The following is a 14,847-nucleotide window of genomic DNA, read 5'->3' as shown; positions in this document are numbered from 1 at the left end:
ACGTAGCCTCGAGGAATGGACGTACTGGTAACAGGAGCCACCGGGTACGTCGGATCTCGATTGGTGGCGGCACTGCTTGACGCGGACGGCGAAGCGCCCCGCGTCGTCACCGCGTCGCGCAACATCGACAACCTGCGACGATTCGACTGGTTCGACGACGTCGATGCCGTGCGCCTCGACACGACCGACAGCGCGTCATGCGTTGCGGCCTTTGCCGAGATCGGGCCCATCGATGTCGCGTACTACCTGGTCCACGCGATCGGCGAAGCGAACTATCGCGAGCGAGATCAGCGTTCGGCAGCCGCGTTCGCCGAAGCGGCCGCAGCGGCGGGCGTCGGGCGCGTCGTCTATCTCGGGGGTTTCGTGCCGGACGACGACGACCTGTCGCCACACCTCGCGAGTCGAGCCGAAGTGGGTGAGGCCCTCACCTGCGACGGCCTCGACACGGTGTGGCTACGATCCGCGATCGTCCTCGGCGCGGGTTCCACGTCGTTCGAGCTGGTCCGCTATGTCGCCGATCGCCTCCCCGCACTGCCGTTGCCGTCGTGGATGAACAAGCCGGTGCAACCGATCGCCGTCGACGATCTGCTGTACTACCTGCTCGCCGCCCAGCACGTTGCGCCCGGTCGGTACGACGTCGGCGGCGACGAGGCGGTTGCCTATCGCGACGTGCTGTTCAGCTACATACACGCCGCAGGGATGCGCAGGCTGGGCGTTCCGGCGCCCACCGTGCCGACCGCGCTCGCCGGGTTCATCATCGGCAGCCTGATGCCCGCATCGGTCGGCCTCACGTCGAGCCTGATCACGTCCCTGAACAACACCATGACCATGGGGGACAAGCCGATCCGAGATGTGATCCCCGACCCGCCGGGCGGATTCACCACCATCGACGACGCGATGGCGCGCTGCCTGCGCGGCATCGGCGAACGACCGGTCGGCGTACGAGCACTCGAGGATCCGTTGCAACTCGCCGACACCGATGCCCCCTGGACGGGCGGGGACGTATTGAGTATCCGACGACGTGTCGAAGCACTACTGTCCGAAGAAGTGTGGGGCGCGATGGAAAGCCTCGGCGCCCGTCGCATACTCGGTTCCTGGCCGATCTCCGGCGGGCTTCGGACGGGACTCGATCTTGCATTTCGGCTGAGAGGAACGCCCTGATGGCTGCGTGGACAACCGAGATCACCGCTGCGCTGCGTGCGGCATTGGTCGACAAGGTGGAGCGCGATCACCAAGAGTCCGATCGCGCGTTTCTGCGGCGTCGGATCGTCGTCGGCATCACCCTGGTGATCGGTGCTGTGTTGCTCGGCATCTCCCTGTCCGTCGAACCCGGCGAGGCCAAGTTCTACCCGTTGACCATCGGTGTCGCGGCGGTGTGGATCATCGGCGGCTTTCTGTCCGGCCCCCTGCATCTCGGCCGCATCAACTTCGCAGGCGCACTGCGCCGACCAGTCATCACACCCATCGCAATCGGCCTTGCGGCGGGCGCCGTGTTCGTCCTCGGCGGACTCATGGTCCGCGAGATCCCACCCCTTCGCGATTTCACGGCAAGCGTCCTCGACCACGCGAAATTCGGGTCGCTGCCGCTGATCGTATTCATCACGCTGCTCAATGGTGTTGCCGAAGAGATCTTCTTCCGTGGCGCGTTCTTCGCCGCAGCCGGACGCAAGCGCCCTGTGCTGATCACGACCATCGTCTACACGATCGCGACACTCGCCACCGGCAACCCGATGCTCGGCTTCGCAGCGATCCTGCTGGGCTTTGTTCTGGGTCTGCAGCGACGCGCATCCGGCGGCATCATGGCACCCGTGATCACGCATGTCACGTGGTCGACGGTGATGGTGCTCGCCCTACCGCCCCTGTTTGCATGAAGCTGACAGCAGCATGAATCTCAAGGCAGACTGCGCCAACTGCTTTGCATTGTGCTGTGTCGCTCCGGCTTTCTCGCGGTCCGTGGACTTCGCCATCGACAAGCCTGCCGGTACACCATGCCCCAACCTTGCGTCAGATTTCCGCTGCAGGACTCATACGACGCTGCGAGAAAAGGGCTTTCGTGGCTGCACCGTATACGACTGCTTCGGTGCCGGTCAGAAGGTCTCGCAGGAGACCTTCGGGGGTCGCGATTGGCGGCAGGGGCACGACACCGCACGCGAGATGTTCGCAACGCTGACCGTGATGCGACACCTGCACGAGTTGCTCTACTACCTGACCGAGGCGTTGTCGTTGCAGCAGGCCTGCTCGATCCACGACGAGATACGACAGGTAGTGGACAAGCTGGACACCCTGGCCGACCTGCCCGCTCCTCAACTACTCGAACTGGACGCCGCCGCGCTCCGTGGTGAAGCCAACGACCTGTTGCGGCAGGCGAGCGAGCTCACCCGTGCCACCGTCGTCGGCAAGAAGAAGAACCGCGCAGGCGCAGACCTGATCGGTAAAGCATTGCAGGGTGCGAACTTCCGCGGCGCCAACCTGCGAGGCGCCTATCTGATCGGCACCGATCTACGGCGTGCCGATCTGAGCTTTGCCGACATCACCGGCGCAGACACCCGCGACGCGGATCTCCGTGGCGCCGACCTGTCGCAGACGCTGTTTCTGATCCAGTCGCAGCTCGATGCCGCGCGCGGTGATGCTACGACGAGGTTGGGTTCGGCACACGTACGGCCTAGCCACTGGCCTTCGTGAGTCGACGGTTGGTCCGCTCCAGCTGCCACTGCGTCCAGTAGTCCAACCGATCAGCCTGCTCGCTGGTGAGCCGATCGCACACGAAGGCCCAGTGCACAGCGACCCGATCGGCTACCTGCAGATCCGGTACGAAAGTGCCTGCGTCGACGCGATGTTGCACTGGGTGATCCTGCTCGCGGCCCAAGCGCAGCGTTCCGTCGTATTCCAGTTGCCGCATGCGGACGACGATGTTGTCGTCGCGAACGTCGACGACGGTGCCGACGTTGATGCGGCAGGAGTCCAGTACCTGGAGCGGTTGCGGGGCACCGCTCGACAGGAGTCGCGACCATGGATAGACGCCGAACACATGGAAGGCGTGGGTGGGCGCAACCTCGTCGATGAGGTCCGGCGTCAGGTGCCGCCAATACGCGCCGGCCTGTTCGGCGAACGTCTCGAGCAGCGTGGTGCCGAACGCATGTCGGTCGATGGCGTCCGTAATGCTGTTGCCGGTCCAGTAGGCGCGGACTATCTCCGAATCCAGGGGATCGACCACGTCTGCGAAGTTCGCCAGCAGCCGCTGATACGGCCAGGCACCGCTGAACCGCTTCGCGATTGCCGTCAGGTCGGCATCCACCTGCCCGCCACACGCGGCGGTGACGAGCGCATGTGCATCGTCAGGTCCGCAGTAGCCCAAAGCATTCGGCGCGTACACGTACTGAGCGAACAGCCGCTCACCGGGCGAGAGGGACACTGTTCCCTCGGGGCGCTCCGCCCCCCTGCCCCACCAGCATGGCCGTCTCGCGGTGCAGGCGCCCGAAGTTGTAATACGCCGCGCACGCACCTTCCGGTGACACCATGCAGGTGCCGATCGGTGTTTCCGGCGTACATGCAGTCCCGAACACCTTGCACTCCCATGGTTTGATGACGCCCTTGAGCACCTCGCCGCACTGGCAGGCCTTCGGATCGGCGACGCGCACGCCAGGCATCGAAAATCGTTCCTCGGCATCGAATTCCGAATAGTTTCGATGCACCTTCAACGCACTCTGCGAGATGAAGCCGAGCCCACGCCATTCGAAATGTGGTCGCAATTCGAAGGTTTCGGCCATCAGCTTCAGCGCCTGCGGATTGCCTTCCGTCTTGACAACCCGGGTGTACTGGTTCTCCACCTCGCACCGACCGTCTCGGTGTTGCTGCAGCAGCATGTGCACCGACGCGAGGATGTCGAGCGGCTCGAATCCCGCAACCACCATCGGCTTGCCGTACACCTCGGGCACGAAACGATAGGGCCGGGTTCCGACGACAGTCGACACATGCCCGGGCCCGAGGAACCCGGTCAGTCGCAGATCGGGCGACTCCAGGATCGCCTTGATCGGCGGCACGATGGTGACGTGGTTGCAGAACACCGTGAAGTTCTTGACGTCCAATTGCTTTGCGCGCACGAGTGTCACAGCCGTCGAGGGCGCGGTGGTCTCGAAGCCGACGGCGAAGAACACCACCTCCTTGCTCGGATTGTCGACGGCAATCTTCAGCGCATCCAACGGCGAGTACACGAATCGCACGTCGGCGCCTCGAGCCTTTGCCTCGATCAGGTTTCCGTGCGACCCGGGAACGCGCATCATGTCGCCGAACGTCGTGAAGATGACGGCCGGATGTTCTGCCAACGACATTGCATCGTCCACCCGGCCCATCGGAATCACGCAGACGGGACAGCCTGGGCCGTGGACCAATTCGACGTTGCTCGGCAGCAGGTGCTCGATACCGTGGCGGTAGATGGTGTGCGTATGACCGCCACACACCTCCATGTATTTGAACTCGTCGTCGCCCGCTAGGTCGGTGATGGACTTGACCAGCGCCCGTGCCGCGGCCGGATCTCGATATTCGTCGACGAACCTCATCTGGTCACCCTCATGCAATCTGTGATGAATTGAAGGCGTCGATCTCGTTCACGTAATCGGCACCCATCTTCTGAACCTGGTCGAGCGTCAGCTGCGCTTCGCGTTCGTCGATCTTCGACATCGCGAATCCGACGTGCACCAGCACCCAATCGCCGACGACCAGCCCTTCCTCCGCGAGTAGACGCACACTGATGATCCGCCGGATCCCGTTGACGTCCACCTTCGCGAGATGTTCTTGCTCATCGACCATTTCGGTGACCTGGCCCGGAATTCCCAAGCACATCGCGGTCTCCCTTCCTTGGAACTTTGCTCAGCAGATTCGAGGTAGCGGGTCGCCGACCAGCATGTCGACGATGCGGCTGCCGCCGAACGACGTTCGAAGCGCGACGATCCCCTGCGGATCCGCCATCACCTCGCCGATCAGTTCCGCGGCGGTGCCCTGCGGGTGCGCGCGCAATGCGGCGAGCGCCGCATCCGCCTCGTCCGGTGCGACGACGGCGATGAACTTGCCCTCGTTCGCCACATAGATCGGATCGATGCCCAACATGTCGCACGCACCGAGCACCTGCGGCAGGATCGGCAACCGGTTCTCGTCGAGAATCACTGCGACGTCTGCGTTCTGGGCCAACTCGTTGCAGACGGTTCCGATGCCGCCGCGAGTCGCGTCGCGCATCCACCGGGTGGAAGGCGCGGCCGCCAGCAGTGCTTCGACCATTCCGTTGACCGGGGCGGTGTCGGAGTCGATGTCGGCTTCGATGGCCAACTCGCCGCGCGCGAGCATCACGGCCATACCGTGCTCGCCGATGGTCCCGGACACCAGAATGCGATCGCCCGGGCGCACTTTCGTCGCCGACAGGGCCCTGCCCTCCGGAATCACACCGACGCCTGCGGTGGAGATGTACATCCCGTCGGCCGCGCCCTTGCCGACCACTTTCGTATCGCCGGTGACGATCTGGACGCCTGCGTTGAGCGCGGACTCACGCATGTCGGCGACGATCTGCTGCAGGAGACCGATCTCCAAACCTTCCTCGATGACGAACGCCGCGGAAAGCCATTGCGGCCGCGCACCGGATACCGCGAGGTCGTTAACGGTTCCGTGCACGGCGAGGTTGCCGATCGAGCCGCCTGGAAACCGCATCGGCGCAACGACATACGAGTCTGTGGAGAACGCCAGCCGCTCCCCCGACGGCAGCGGCAACACGGCGGCGTCACCCAACTGCTCCAACTCGGGATTGCGAAACGCCTCCAAGAAGACGCCGTCCACCAGCGCGGCAGAGGATTTGCCCCCCGCCCCGTGCGCCAAGGTCACCACGGTGTCGAGCAACCGTGGGCGTCGTTTGCGGAATTCGCCGATGCGATCCAGCACCCGATCTTCGCGCTCCGCAGCGGTACTCATACGTGCCGTCCTGTCCTTGCCGATGTTGCGCGTTCCATGTGGCCTTGTACGACGGACCACAGGCGGTACCCGACCAGCGCGTGACTTTCCTGGATCCGATGGATGCTCTGCGACCGAATGGTGAAGCAGTAGTCCAGATCTGCACTCGTCGACATGCGACCACCGTCATGGCCCGCTAACCCGATGGTCAGCAATCCACGCTTCTTCGCTTCGGCGAACGCGGTCATCAGATCGTCCGAATTGCCCGACGTCGACAACGCGATCGCGATGTCCACCGGCTTCGAGTGAGCGATGATCTGTCGGGAGAAGATCAGGTCGAAGCCGACGTCGTTGCCCAGTGCTGTGACCACCGAGGTGTCGGCGGCCAACGACCACGCCGCGAGGGGCCGACCGATCGGCGGCCTGCTGAACAGCGACGCCAACGTTGCTGCGTCCGTGGAACTGCCGCCGTTGCCGAACGTGTACAGGCGACCACCGCGGGCGAACCGTTGCGCCATCTCGGCACCGGCCGCCGCGACCTTGTCACCCCATTCGTCCATCGAAGCTCGCTGCAGGCGTGCGCTTTCCGATGCTTTACCGCGCGCTGATTCGGACAGATCGAGCAACAGAGCGCCGGCGTCGGTCTCCTCGGCGTCGATGAACGGGTACAGGAAATTGGTGTCCTCGTGATCTGCCATCAGGCCCCCGCTGTGTTGTGGGAGGGATCGTCGTCGTGGGACGGATCGTCCAGCAGAGCGATGGCCGCGCCGCCGTGAATCAGCACCAGATCGTCGACCTGTACCGGGCCGATAGCCGTGACGTCGATGTACTCTTCGCCCGCATCGGTGCGCACCAACGCCTCGTCGAGTTCGGTTGCAGGCGGCACGATCACCTCGGCGAGGCGACCCTCGTCGCTGCAGGTGACGCACACTTCGTCGGTGCACTCACTCGCTGGCATCGTCAGCAAGCCCGGATGCTCGAAACAGACATGCGTCAGTTCCCATAGCAGGTGATACATCAGCACGAAGCGTCCGGTGGCGGGAACCATGGGATCGTCGGACGGGACCCACAGTGTGTGGTTGACGCTGCCCGGCTCCGGTCGTGGTCCGGACCCTATCCAGATGGTGTCGGCACCCCACGCAGGCGCACGCCGCATGGCGTCGTTGACCTGCGGTTGATCCGCCGACGCCACGGCGATGATCACATCGCCCGGCCGGGTCGAAACTCGGCACTGCGCAACGGGATCGGGCTCCACCAGCGCGACCGACGGCAACGCCCGCTTCCCCATGATCACCGGATGGACGAATTCGACGGCGACGTGATGCGCGTGCGGTTCCCATTGCGGCGAGATCACCCAAAGCGTTGCGCCCGCGTGAAATCGTCGAGCCAACGCGAGTGCGGCAGCCGCGAGGTCGTCGGCGAGGTCACGATCGATCAGCGGCGCTTCGGATGTCACGGTCACGAGGTCGCTCCTATCCCATCCCGCCGCGCGATCGCACGACCGAGCACCGCTTGCCCCAAGGACAGTCCGCCGTCGTTGGCGGGCACCAGGCGGTGGGTGAGGACGTCGAATCCTTTGGCCTGCAGTTCGGCTCGCAGCAGTCGCACCAGCAGCCGGTTCTGGAACACCCCGCCGGTGAGTCCAATGGTGTCGGTTCCGGTCACGACCCGGCTGGCCAGTTCTGCAGTCGCGTTGGCAAGGGCTAGGTGGAATCCGAGAGCAAGCGCGGCGCGCGATTCGCCGCTGCGCACACCGTCGACCAGCCCCCGCAACAATGGCGCGAAATCGAGACCGTCGCCGAAGGCGAGCTCGGTCGCTGAACTTGCCGAAGCGGCCAGTGTTTCCAGTTCTATCGCGGCTTGCGCTTCGTATGTCACCCGATGCCGAACGCCCAGCAACGACGCGACGCCGTCGAACAATCGGCCCATGCTGGTGGTGCGAACGCAACCCACCCCGGTGCTCGACTGCGACGCCAGCAGCACGCGTTCGTCGTCGCTCAGTGCATCCGTGCAGGGCAAGCCGTCGATATCCGCGACGCCGGCCTCGTGCAGCAACGCCATCGCGACGCGAGCCGGATTGCGCACAGCGGCATCGCCGCCGGGCAGCCAGAAGGATCGCAGGTGCGCTGCTCGTTCCACCTGCAGAATGTCCGGACCCACCGTGAGCAGTTCACCACCCCAGATGCTCGAGTCACAGCCGTAACCTGTTCCGTCGAAGGCGATTCCAAGCACCCTCGTGTCCAGCCGATCGTGTTCCGCGAGCAGCGATGCCACGTGCGCGTGGTGGTGTTGGGCGGTACGCAACGGCACGTCGTTGACATCGCAATAGCGCTGCGCCCACTGCCGGGTCGAGTAACCGGGATGATCGTCGGCCACCACCAGCTCGGGTAGCACCCGGTGCAGGGTGGTGAGCTGCTCCACCGACCGCTCGAATGCTCGCTGACTCTCCAGGGTTCCCATGTCGCCGAGGTGCGACGAGCAGAACGCGAAGTCCTCCCGAACGAGACAGAAGGTGTTCTTCACCTCCGCGCCGACGGCAAGAACCACCGGGCCGCGCCGGTGCAGCGCCACCGGGAGCGGCGCGAACCCGCGGGAACGCCGGATCGGCATGTCGGTGCCCGCCTCCACCGCCAGCACCGAATCCTCGCAGGGGACTGCGATGGTCCGATCGTGCATCAGGAATGCGTCCGCGATCGACGCAAGGCGGACGCGAGCGTCGTCGTTGTCGAAACACAGCGGCTCGCCGCTGAGGTTGCCGGATGTCATGACGAGCAACCGAGGCGTATCGCCGCGGAACAACAGCTGGTGCAGCGGCGTGTACGGCAGCAGCACACCCAGTTCACCGATCCCGGGCGCGATCCCGATGGCAAGGTCGCACCGTTGCTTCTTTGTCAGCAGAACGATCGGCCGGGCCGGATGCCGAAGCAATTCGGCCTCGCGGTCGCTGATGGTCGCGATCGTCCGCGCCGCGGCCACATCGACCGCCATCACCGCCAGCGGCTTGTCCGGTCGGTGCTTACGTTCCCGCAGGCGATCGACGGCGTCTGGATTGGTGGCATCACAGACCAGATGGAAACCGCCGATGCCCTTGACCGCCAGAATCAGACCCTCGCGCAGCACGCGTTGGGCATGCCGAACCACATCGGCATCGATGCGGATTCCGTCTTGCTCCAGGAAGATTCGCGGTCCGCAGTCGTGGCAGGAGATGGGCTGGGCATGAAAGCGACGATCGGCGGGGTCGCGGTACTCGGCTCTACACTGCGCGCACATCGGGAAGTCGGCCATCGTGGTGAAAGGACGGTCGTACGGCAGTTCGGTGATCACGGTGAATCGCGGGCCGCAGTTGGTGCAGTTGACGAATGGATGCAGATAGCGGCGATCGCTCGGATCGCCGAACTCGCGCAAACAATCGGCGCATGTCGCCACATCAGGCGAGATCAAGGTCCGGGCACCGTCGACGTGGACGCTCTCGACGATGCGAAAGTCGTTGGTGCCCTGGGCAGGCATTGGTTCGGCGGTGAGGTCGACGATCACCGACATGGAAGGCGCGTCGGATCGGACGCGTTGGGCGAACAGGTCGAGGTCCGCCTGCCGACCCTCGACTTCGATGAAGACGCTGGAGTCGTCGTTACCGCAGAATCCGCTGAGGTCGAGCTCGGACGCGAGGCGAGCGACGAAGGGCCGGAATCCGACGCCCTGAACGATCCCGCGAACGATGATTCGGTCGCGCCGCGTGCTGTCGATCGATGTCACAACGGTGTCCGACGGCTGGTGAATTCGTGCTGCATCAGTCGTGAGAGCGGGGCCACCGTCAGCGCCCATCGGGCAACTCGCACCTCCTTTGGGACTACAGGTGCGTCCTATCCGACGCTACGCGCCGGGCAACTGATTAGCGATGGTTTGGACCGGGCTTCGCACGAGCCGCAGGTTAACCTCGTACAAAGCGTGTGGAGGGGGCCAGATGACACAGCAAGCTCGACCTCGGTTACGGATCGCCCTGACCGAGGTCGTTCGGATGTATCAGGTCGGCGGGCAGGCGGTGCGAGCACTCGACGGCGTCGATCTGTTCCTCGACTGCGGCCAGTTCGTGTCCATCGTCGGCCCCTCCGGCGCAGGTAAGAGCACGTTGTTGCATCTACTCGGGGCACTCGACTCGCCTGATTCCGGCTCCATCACGTTCGACGGCCAAGAGATCGCACGCCTCGGCGACGATCAGCAGTCGGAGTTTCGCAGGCATCGCGTCGGCTTCATCTTCCAGTTCTTCAATCTGTTGCCGACCATGTCGGCGTGGGAGAACGTGGCCGTCCCCAAGCTGCTCGACGGCGTCAAACTGAGCAGGCGAAGCCCGACGCGCTGCGATTGCTCGACATGGTCGGCCTCGCCGACCGCGCCGAGCATCCGCCGTCCGAGTTGTCGGGTGGTCAGATGCAACGGGTGGCGATAGCCCGCGCACTTGTCATGAACCCGCCTCTCATCCTCGCCGACGAGCCGACCGGCAACCTCGACTCCGCCTCCGGTGCCACAATTCTCGATCTGCTGGGCAGCATCGCCCACGAGGACGATGCGGATCGGCTGGTCGTGATGGTGACGCACAACGAGGATGCCGCGCGCAACACCGACCGCGTGGTCACGCTGCGCGACGGCCGGGTCACCGCCGACGAAGCAACGCAGGCAGGCAGCAGGCCATGAGTTCGGCCACTCTCGGCCGGCTACGACTCTTCACCCTGCGCGAATTCCTCAGCCACTGGCGACGATCGGTGGCATCCGTCGCCGTCGTGACGGTCTCGGCGGCGCTGCTGGTCGCCGTGATCGGCCTCTATGGTTCGCTGACAGGTTCGGTCGATCAGCTGGCGACCGGCATCGCGGGCAACGCCGATCTCGAGGTCGCAGGAATCACCGACAGCGGATTCGATCAGTCATTGCAGGGCGAGGTCGCGGGTGTGCCCGGGGTGCAGGCCGCCGTTCCGATGCTGCGGACGACGCTGGTAGCGGGTGCTACGCGGACGATGCTGATCGGCGTCGACGCAAGTATCGCCAAGTTGGACAGCGATCTGCAGAAGACCGTGGAGTCGTCGCTCGCATCGGGTTCGGCATTGCTGAGCGTCCCCAACGGTGTTGCCGTCGGCCCTGGCATGGGAACACCGACAGGCGCGTCGGTCACCGTGGGATCCGGGACCGCGACCGTCGCCGCAGTGCTGTCGAGTGCCGATGCCCGACGAATCAACGACGGGCAGTTCGTGATTGCGCCACTCCCCCTTGCGCAGAAACTGGCGTCCCGCTTGCATCGGATCGATTCCGTATTGATCGTCACGGCACCGGGCGCCGACGTCGGGCAGGTTCGCGCAGCGGTCGCCGACGTCGTTGCAGGCCGCGCGATCGTCGCGAAGCCCGACTTCCGAACGGCGCAGGCGGGCAATTCCGTTGCCTTGATCAAATATTCGGTCTTGATGGGCTCGGCTGTCGCGCTGGTGGTATCCGCGTTTCTGGTCTTCAATGCGATGAACATGGCCGTCACCCAGCGCCGTCCGACCATCTCGATGTTGCGCGCACTCGGCGCCAGACGATCCGTGATCGCACGCGACCTGGTGTTGGAGGCCGCCGCGCTCGGTCTGGTAGGTGCCGCCATCGGTGCGCCCCTGGGAATCCTGATGGGCCGCTGGTCAATCGGCAGGCTCCCACCGTTTCTGGTGCAATCGGTGGATGCACGCATTCACTACGTGCTGCCGTCGTACGCGATTCCGTTGGCGATCGTCGCATGCGTCGCGGCCAGCATCGGAGCATCGACATTGGCTGCGCGACAGGTGTATCGGGTAGCGCCGATCGAAGCATTGGCACCGGTCGGCGCGTCGTCGACCGATACGGTCGGCGGGCCGCTCTATGTCTTCATCGGAGTGGTGTCGGCAGCGGTATTGGCGGCGGCCATCGTGATGGCGTACGTGGTGCAGGGGCGGATTGCGCTCGTCGCCGTGGCGATCCTGTTCATCGGGATGATCGGGCTCTGCGTCGCGGGCACGACCGTCATCGTTCGCGCGACCGCAGTCGTCGCACGGTTGCTGGGCGCAGCTGGGCGGATCGGCTCGGCGACCGTCGAACGCGCGCCGCGACGGGTGTGGGCAACGGTGGTGACCGTGGCAGTCGCAGTGGCACTGTCGACTTCGGTGATCGGATCGAATGCCAACATGATCGCGTCGGCGTCGGCCAGCTTCGCCGACGTGGGAACACCAGACCTCTATGTCTGCACCACGGCGGTCGACGCCATTCCCACCGGACCGTTGCTGGCGCCGAACATCGCACCCGACATCGCGGCATTGCCGGGCGTCGCCAGCGTCGTTCCAGGCCAAACCACCTACGCAACCGTCGGCGACACTCGGTTCCTGATGCAGGGCATGAGCCGGGATTCCAACGCAGGGATATCGACGAACGTGCGGGGTGAACTTCGAAAGAGCCTACTTGCGGGCGACGGCATCGTGCTGTCGCGAGACGTGGCTCGTGCGCTGAACCTGCGAGCCGACGACACAATGAATCTTCCGACACCGCAGGGGATTCAGCACGTGAAGGTGCTCGCTACCGTCGACTACTTCTCGGCGTTGACCGGAGCTGCCGCACTTCCGTTGAGCTCGGTACAGAAGTGGTACGGGCGTCCCGGCGCCAACTACGTGGAGCTGCATTACACGGCGGGTTCCGATCACGCCGCCACCACCACAGCGGTGCAGAAGATCGCTACGCCTGCCAACTTCACCTACAGCGGGGCGGCTGCCAAGGCAGGCCTGAACCAAAGCCTCGTGCAGGGCAGCGCACTGCTCAGCTCACTGCAGTGGGTTGTCGCGTTGGTTGCTGCGATCGCCTTGCTGAACACCCTGATGCTGTCCGTGCTGGAGCGACGTCGCGAGATCGGGGTGCTGCGAGCGATGGGATCCAGCGGCAAGTTCGCGCTGCAGATGGTCCTTGCCGAGGCGGCTGCGATCGGCATTGTCGGTGGCCTGCTCGGCCTCGTGATGGGCGCCTTCGGACACTGGCTCGACACCGTCGTCACCAGCTCCGTCGCAACCATACACGTCGAATATCACCTGGTGCCTTCGATGTTCGTCTACGCGGGCGCGGCTCTGTTGCTCAGCCTGCTCGGCTCGATTCCACCTGCGCTGCGTGCCGCACGCCTGAACATCATCGATGCGGTTGCGGCGGAATGACTCACTCCCGACTTGCCAAACTTTCCTTGACCTTCGCGATCGCGAATCCCCAGGCCTGATCTACCGTCGGCTTCGGCGGTACCGAAATCTCCTCCGGATTGGTCAGCACATCGAGGAGCACCGGTTTGCGTGACGCAAGCGCCTGTTGCACAGCGGCCTCCAGGTCTTCCGGCTTGGTCACCCGGTGCGCCTCCAGACCGATCGCTTGCGCGACTGCCGCGATGTCCGGATTGTCCAGCACCGTACCGAATTCCGGGAGCCCGCCCTGCTCCTGTTCCAGTTTGACCATGCCGAGCCTGCCGTTGTCGAACACCACGAGGGTGACCGGCAGGTCGTAGGTGACGGCAGTTCGCAGATCACCCAGCAACATCATCAGGCCGCCGTCACCGCAGAAGGCGACAACCTGTCGATCCCGGTCGAGCATCTGCGCGCCCAGCGCCTGCGGCATCGCGTTCGCCATCGAGCCCAGGTTGAACGACCCGATGAGCCTGCGGGTTCCGCGCATACCGACGAAGCGCGAGAGCCACACCGTCGACATCCCGGTGTCGGAGGTGAAGATCGCGTCGTCGTCCGCATGCCGATCTATCGCTGCCGCAACCACTTCCGGCCGAATCAACTCGTCCGGGTTGTCCAGATGCTTACGTACGCGGCCCAGGAACTTCCGGTCGTGGGCGGGGTCCGCAAGCCGCAGCTGCAGGTCCTTCCAGACTTGGTACTCCTTCTGCGCATGGCTGAGATGGCCGTCAGACGACTGCTTGTCGAGCAGCGGCCGCAATTCCCGCAGTGCCGCAGCGCTGTCCCCGACAAGCGCGATGTCGACATCGGTGCGTCGACCGATATGTTCGCCGTGCGCGTCCAGTTGGATCACGGTCTTACCGGTCGGATAGAAGTCGCTGTAGGGAAAGTCGGTTCCGACCATGAACAGCACGTCGCAGGTCTGCAGCGCGAGTGCGGCTGCCGGGTTGCCGATGAGCCCGGTCTGACCGATCTGATACGGATTGTCGTGCTCCAGCCCTTCTTTTGCCTTCAGCGTCAACAACATCGGCGCGGACAGCTGCTCAGCCAGTTGCAAGATCTCGTCGCGCGCGTTGCGTGCGCCGATCCCCACCAGCAGAGTGACCGCCTTGGCTCCGTTCAGCGCGTCGGCGGTGGTGCGGAGTTCGACGCGACCGGGAATCGATGTCGGCGCAACGGGGAGAAACCGCGGAGCAGCGCTACCGTGCGGAAGCTTCGATCCACCGATGTCGCCGGGAATCGTCAGCACCGCAACGCCGGGACGTGCGATCGCGGCGTTCACCGTGCGCTCCAAGGCCCTCGGCATCTGGCCGACGCTGGTGATCGTCGTCGCCACTTCGGCGACGTCACGAAAAAGGGCGTCGTTGTCGACTTCCTGGAAGTAGTCGCTGCCCAACTCGGCGGTGGGCACCTGGCCACAGATCGCCAGCACGGGGGCGTGCGATTTCTTGGCGTCGTACAGCCCGTTCAGGAGATGAATCGATCCCGGTCCCACCGTTCCGGCGCAGACACCGAGATTGCCCGTCAGCTGCGCTTGGGCACCAGCAGCGAAGGCCGCGGTCTCCTCGTGACGCACACCGACCCATTCGATACGCCCGTCTCGACGAATCGCGTCGGTCAGCGGATTCAAGGCATCGCCCACCACACCGAAGATGTGCGTGACACCCTGCTGCGCAAGGGCATCGACAATGGACTCGGCGACCGTGCTCATGGT

12 protein-coding genes and 1 pseudogene are annotated in these 14,847 nt (G+C 64.7%); 5 read left to right on the top strand and 8 right to left on the bottom strand.

Features of this window, described 5'->3' with window-relative positions; genetic code table 11:
* The first annotated feature begins 15 nt into the window (after positions 1 to 15).
* From FOY51_RS14540 to FOY51_RS14530, 3 genes are read left to right on the top strand one after another with little or no spacing between them, the layout of a single operon-like run.
* Positions 16 to 1,161, top strand: a complete 1,146-nt coding sequence (locus FOY51_RS14540) for an NAD-dependent epimerase/dehydratase family protein (protein ID WP_149430965.1) — start codon at positions 16 to 18, stop codon at positions 1,159 to 1,161.
* On the top strand, positions 1,161 to 1,871 hold the full coding sequence (locus tag FOY51_RS14535; protein ID WP_149430964.1) for a CPBP family glutamic-type intramembrane protease: 711 nt from the start codon (positions 1,161 to 1,163) through the stop codon (positions 1,869 to 1,871). The genes FOY51_RS14540 and FOY51_RS14535 overlap by 1 nt, the downstream gene beginning before the upstream one ends.
* 13 nt (positions 1,872 to 1,884) lie before the next feature.
* On the top strand, positions 1,885 to 2,682 hold the full coding sequence (locus FOY51_RS14530; protein ID WP_149430963.1) for a pentapeptide repeat-containing protein: 798 nt from the start codon (positions 1,885 to 1,887) through the stop codon (positions 2,680 to 2,682).
* On the opposite strand, the gene FOY51_RS14525 is transcribed toward FOY51_RS14530, so the two are convergent.
* The 7 genes from FOY51_RS14525 to hypF are packed head-to-tail and all read right to left on the bottom strand — an operon-like array spanning position 2,663 to position 9,753.
* Positions 2,663 to 3,412, bottom strand: a complete 750-nt coding sequence (locus FOY51_RS14525; RefSeq protein WP_149430962.1) for a DUF6390 family protein — start codon at positions 3,410 to 3,412, stop codon at positions 2,663 to 2,665. The genes FOY51_RS14530 and FOY51_RS14525 overlap by 20 nt on opposite strands.
* Complete coding sequence (hypD, locus tag FOY51_RS14520; RefSeq protein WP_149430961.1) at positions 3,393 to 4,556, bottom strand: hydrogenase formation protein HypD; 1,164 nt, start codon at positions 4,554 to 4,556, stop codon at positions 3,393 to 3,395. The genes FOY51_RS14525 and hypD overlap by 20 nt, the downstream gene beginning before the upstream one ends.
* Before the next feature lie 10 nt (positions 4,557 to 4,566).
* On the bottom strand, positions 4,567 to 4,839 hold the full coding sequence (locus FOY51_RS14515; RefSeq protein WP_149430960.1) for a HypC/HybG/HupF family hydrogenase formation chaperone: 273 nt from the start codon (positions 4,837 to 4,839) through the stop codon (positions 4,567 to 4,569).
* Positions 4,840 to 4,866: 27 nt separating this feature from the next.
* The gene (hypE, locus tag FOY51_RS14510) at positions 4,867 to 5,952 is read right to left on the bottom strand and encodes a hydrogenase expression/formation protein HypE (RefSeq protein ID WP_149430959.1); all 1,086 of its coding nucleotides are present in this window, start codon (positions 5,950 to 5,952) and stop codon (positions 4,867 to 4,869) included.
* Positions 5,949 to 6,629 carry a D-sedoheptulose-7-phosphate isomerase gene (locus tag FOY51_RS14505; RefSeq protein ID WP_149430958.1) on the bottom strand — a complete coding sequence of 227 codons (681 nt, stop codon included), beginning with the start codon at positions 6,627 to 6,629 and terminating at the stop codon, positions 5,949 to 5,951. The genes hypE and FOY51_RS14505 overlap by 4 nt, the downstream gene beginning before the upstream one ends.
* A complete protein-coding gene (locus FOY51_RS14500; protein ID WP_149430957.1) occupies positions 6,629 to 7,393 on the bottom strand; it encodes a phosphoheptose isomerase family protein in 765 nt (254 codons plus the stop codon). Before FOY51_RS14500 ends, FOY51_RS14505 begins: the two co-directional genes overlap by 1 nt.
* Positions 7,390 to 9,753 carry a carbamoyltransferase HypF gene (gene hypF, locus FOY51_RS14495; protein ID WP_149430956.1) on the bottom strand — a complete coding sequence of 788 codons (2,364 nt, stop codon included), beginning with the start codon at positions 9,751 to 9,753 and terminating at the stop codon, positions 7,390 to 7,392. Before hypF ends, FOY51_RS14500 begins: the two co-directional genes overlap by 4 nt.
* Positions 9,754 to 9,892: 139 nt before the next feature.
* Here hypF and FOY51_RS14490 point away from each other — a divergent pair.
* Both FOY51_RS14490 and FOY51_RS14485 read left to right on the top strand, forming a co-directional pair.
* Positions 9,893 to 10,620 (top strand): annotated as a pseudogene (locus FOY51_RS14490) (ABC transporter ATP-binding protein).
* Positions 10,617 to 13,118 (top strand): ABC transporter permease, encoded by a 2,502-nt coding sequence (locus FOY51_RS14485; RefSeq protein ID WP_149430955.1) that lies wholly within the window; start codon positions 10,617 to 10,619, stop codon positions 13,116 to 13,118. The pseudogene FOY51_RS14490 and the gene FOY51_RS14485 overlap by 4 nt, the downstream one beginning before the upstream one ends.
* A gap of 1 nt (position 13,119) precedes the next feature.
* On the opposite strand, the gene FOY51_RS14480 is transcribed toward FOY51_RS14485, so the two are convergent.
* Complete coding sequence (locus FOY51_RS14480) at positions 13,120 to 14,844, bottom strand: thiamine pyrophosphate-dependent enzyme (RefSeq protein WP_149430954.1); 1,725 nt, start codon at positions 14,842 to 14,844, stop codon at positions 13,120 to 13,122.
* Positions 14,845 to 14,847: the final 3 nt, after the last annotated feature.

Source organism: Antrihabitans cavernicola, from assembly GCF_008297975.1.
In the GTDB taxonomy this organism is placed as follows: Bacteria; Actinomycetota; Actinomycetes; order Mycobacteriales; family Mycobacteriaceae; genus Antrihabitans; species Antrihabitans cavernicola.
This window is presented reverse-complemented; position numbering and strand designations above follow the sequence as displayed.

What these genes read in the sequence shown, in the direction of transcription:
- FOY51_RS14540 (WP_149430965.1), top strand. Translation starts at nt 16, where the DNA reads ATGGACGTACTGGTAACAGGAGCCACCGGGTACGTCGGATCTCGATTG.
- FOY51_RS14535 (WP_149430964.1), top strand. Translation starts at nt 1,161, where the DNA reads ATGGCTGCGTGGACAACCGAGATCACCGCTGCGCTGCGTGCGGCATTG.
- FOY51_RS14530 (WP_149430963.1), top strand. Translation starts at nt 1,885, where the DNA reads ATGAATCTCAAGGCAGACTGCGCCAACTGCTTTGCATTGTGCTGTGTC.
- hypD (WP_149430961.1), bottom strand. Translation starts at nt 4,556, where the DNA reads ATGAGGTTCGTCGACGAATATCGAGATCCGGCCGCGGCACGGGCGCTG.
- FOY51_RS14515 (WP_149430960.1), bottom strand. Translation starts at nt 4,839, where the DNA reads ATGTGCTTGGGAATTCCGGGCCAGGTCACCGAAATGGTCGATGAGCAA.
- hypE (WP_149430959.1), bottom strand. Translation starts at nt 5,952, where the DNA reads ATGAGTACCGCTGCGGAGCGCGAAGATCGGGTGCTGGATCGCATCGGC.
- FOY51_RS14505 (WP_149430958.1), bottom strand. Translation starts at nt 6,629, where the DNA reads ATGGCAGATCACGAGGACACCAATTTCCTGTACCCGTTCATCGACGCC.
- hypF (WP_149430956.1), bottom strand. Translation starts at nt 9,753, where the DNA reads ATGGGCGCTGACGGTGGCCCCGCTCTCACGACTGATGCAGCACGAATT.
- FOY51_RS14485 (WP_149430955.1), top strand. Translation starts at nt 10,617, where the DNA reads ATGAGTTCGGCCACTCTCGGCCGGCTACGACTCTTCACCCTGCGCGAA.
- FOY51_RS14480 (WP_149430954.1), bottom strand. Translation starts at nt 14,844, where the DNA reads ATGAGCACGGTCGCCGAGTCCATTGTCGATGCCCTTGCGCAGCAGGGT.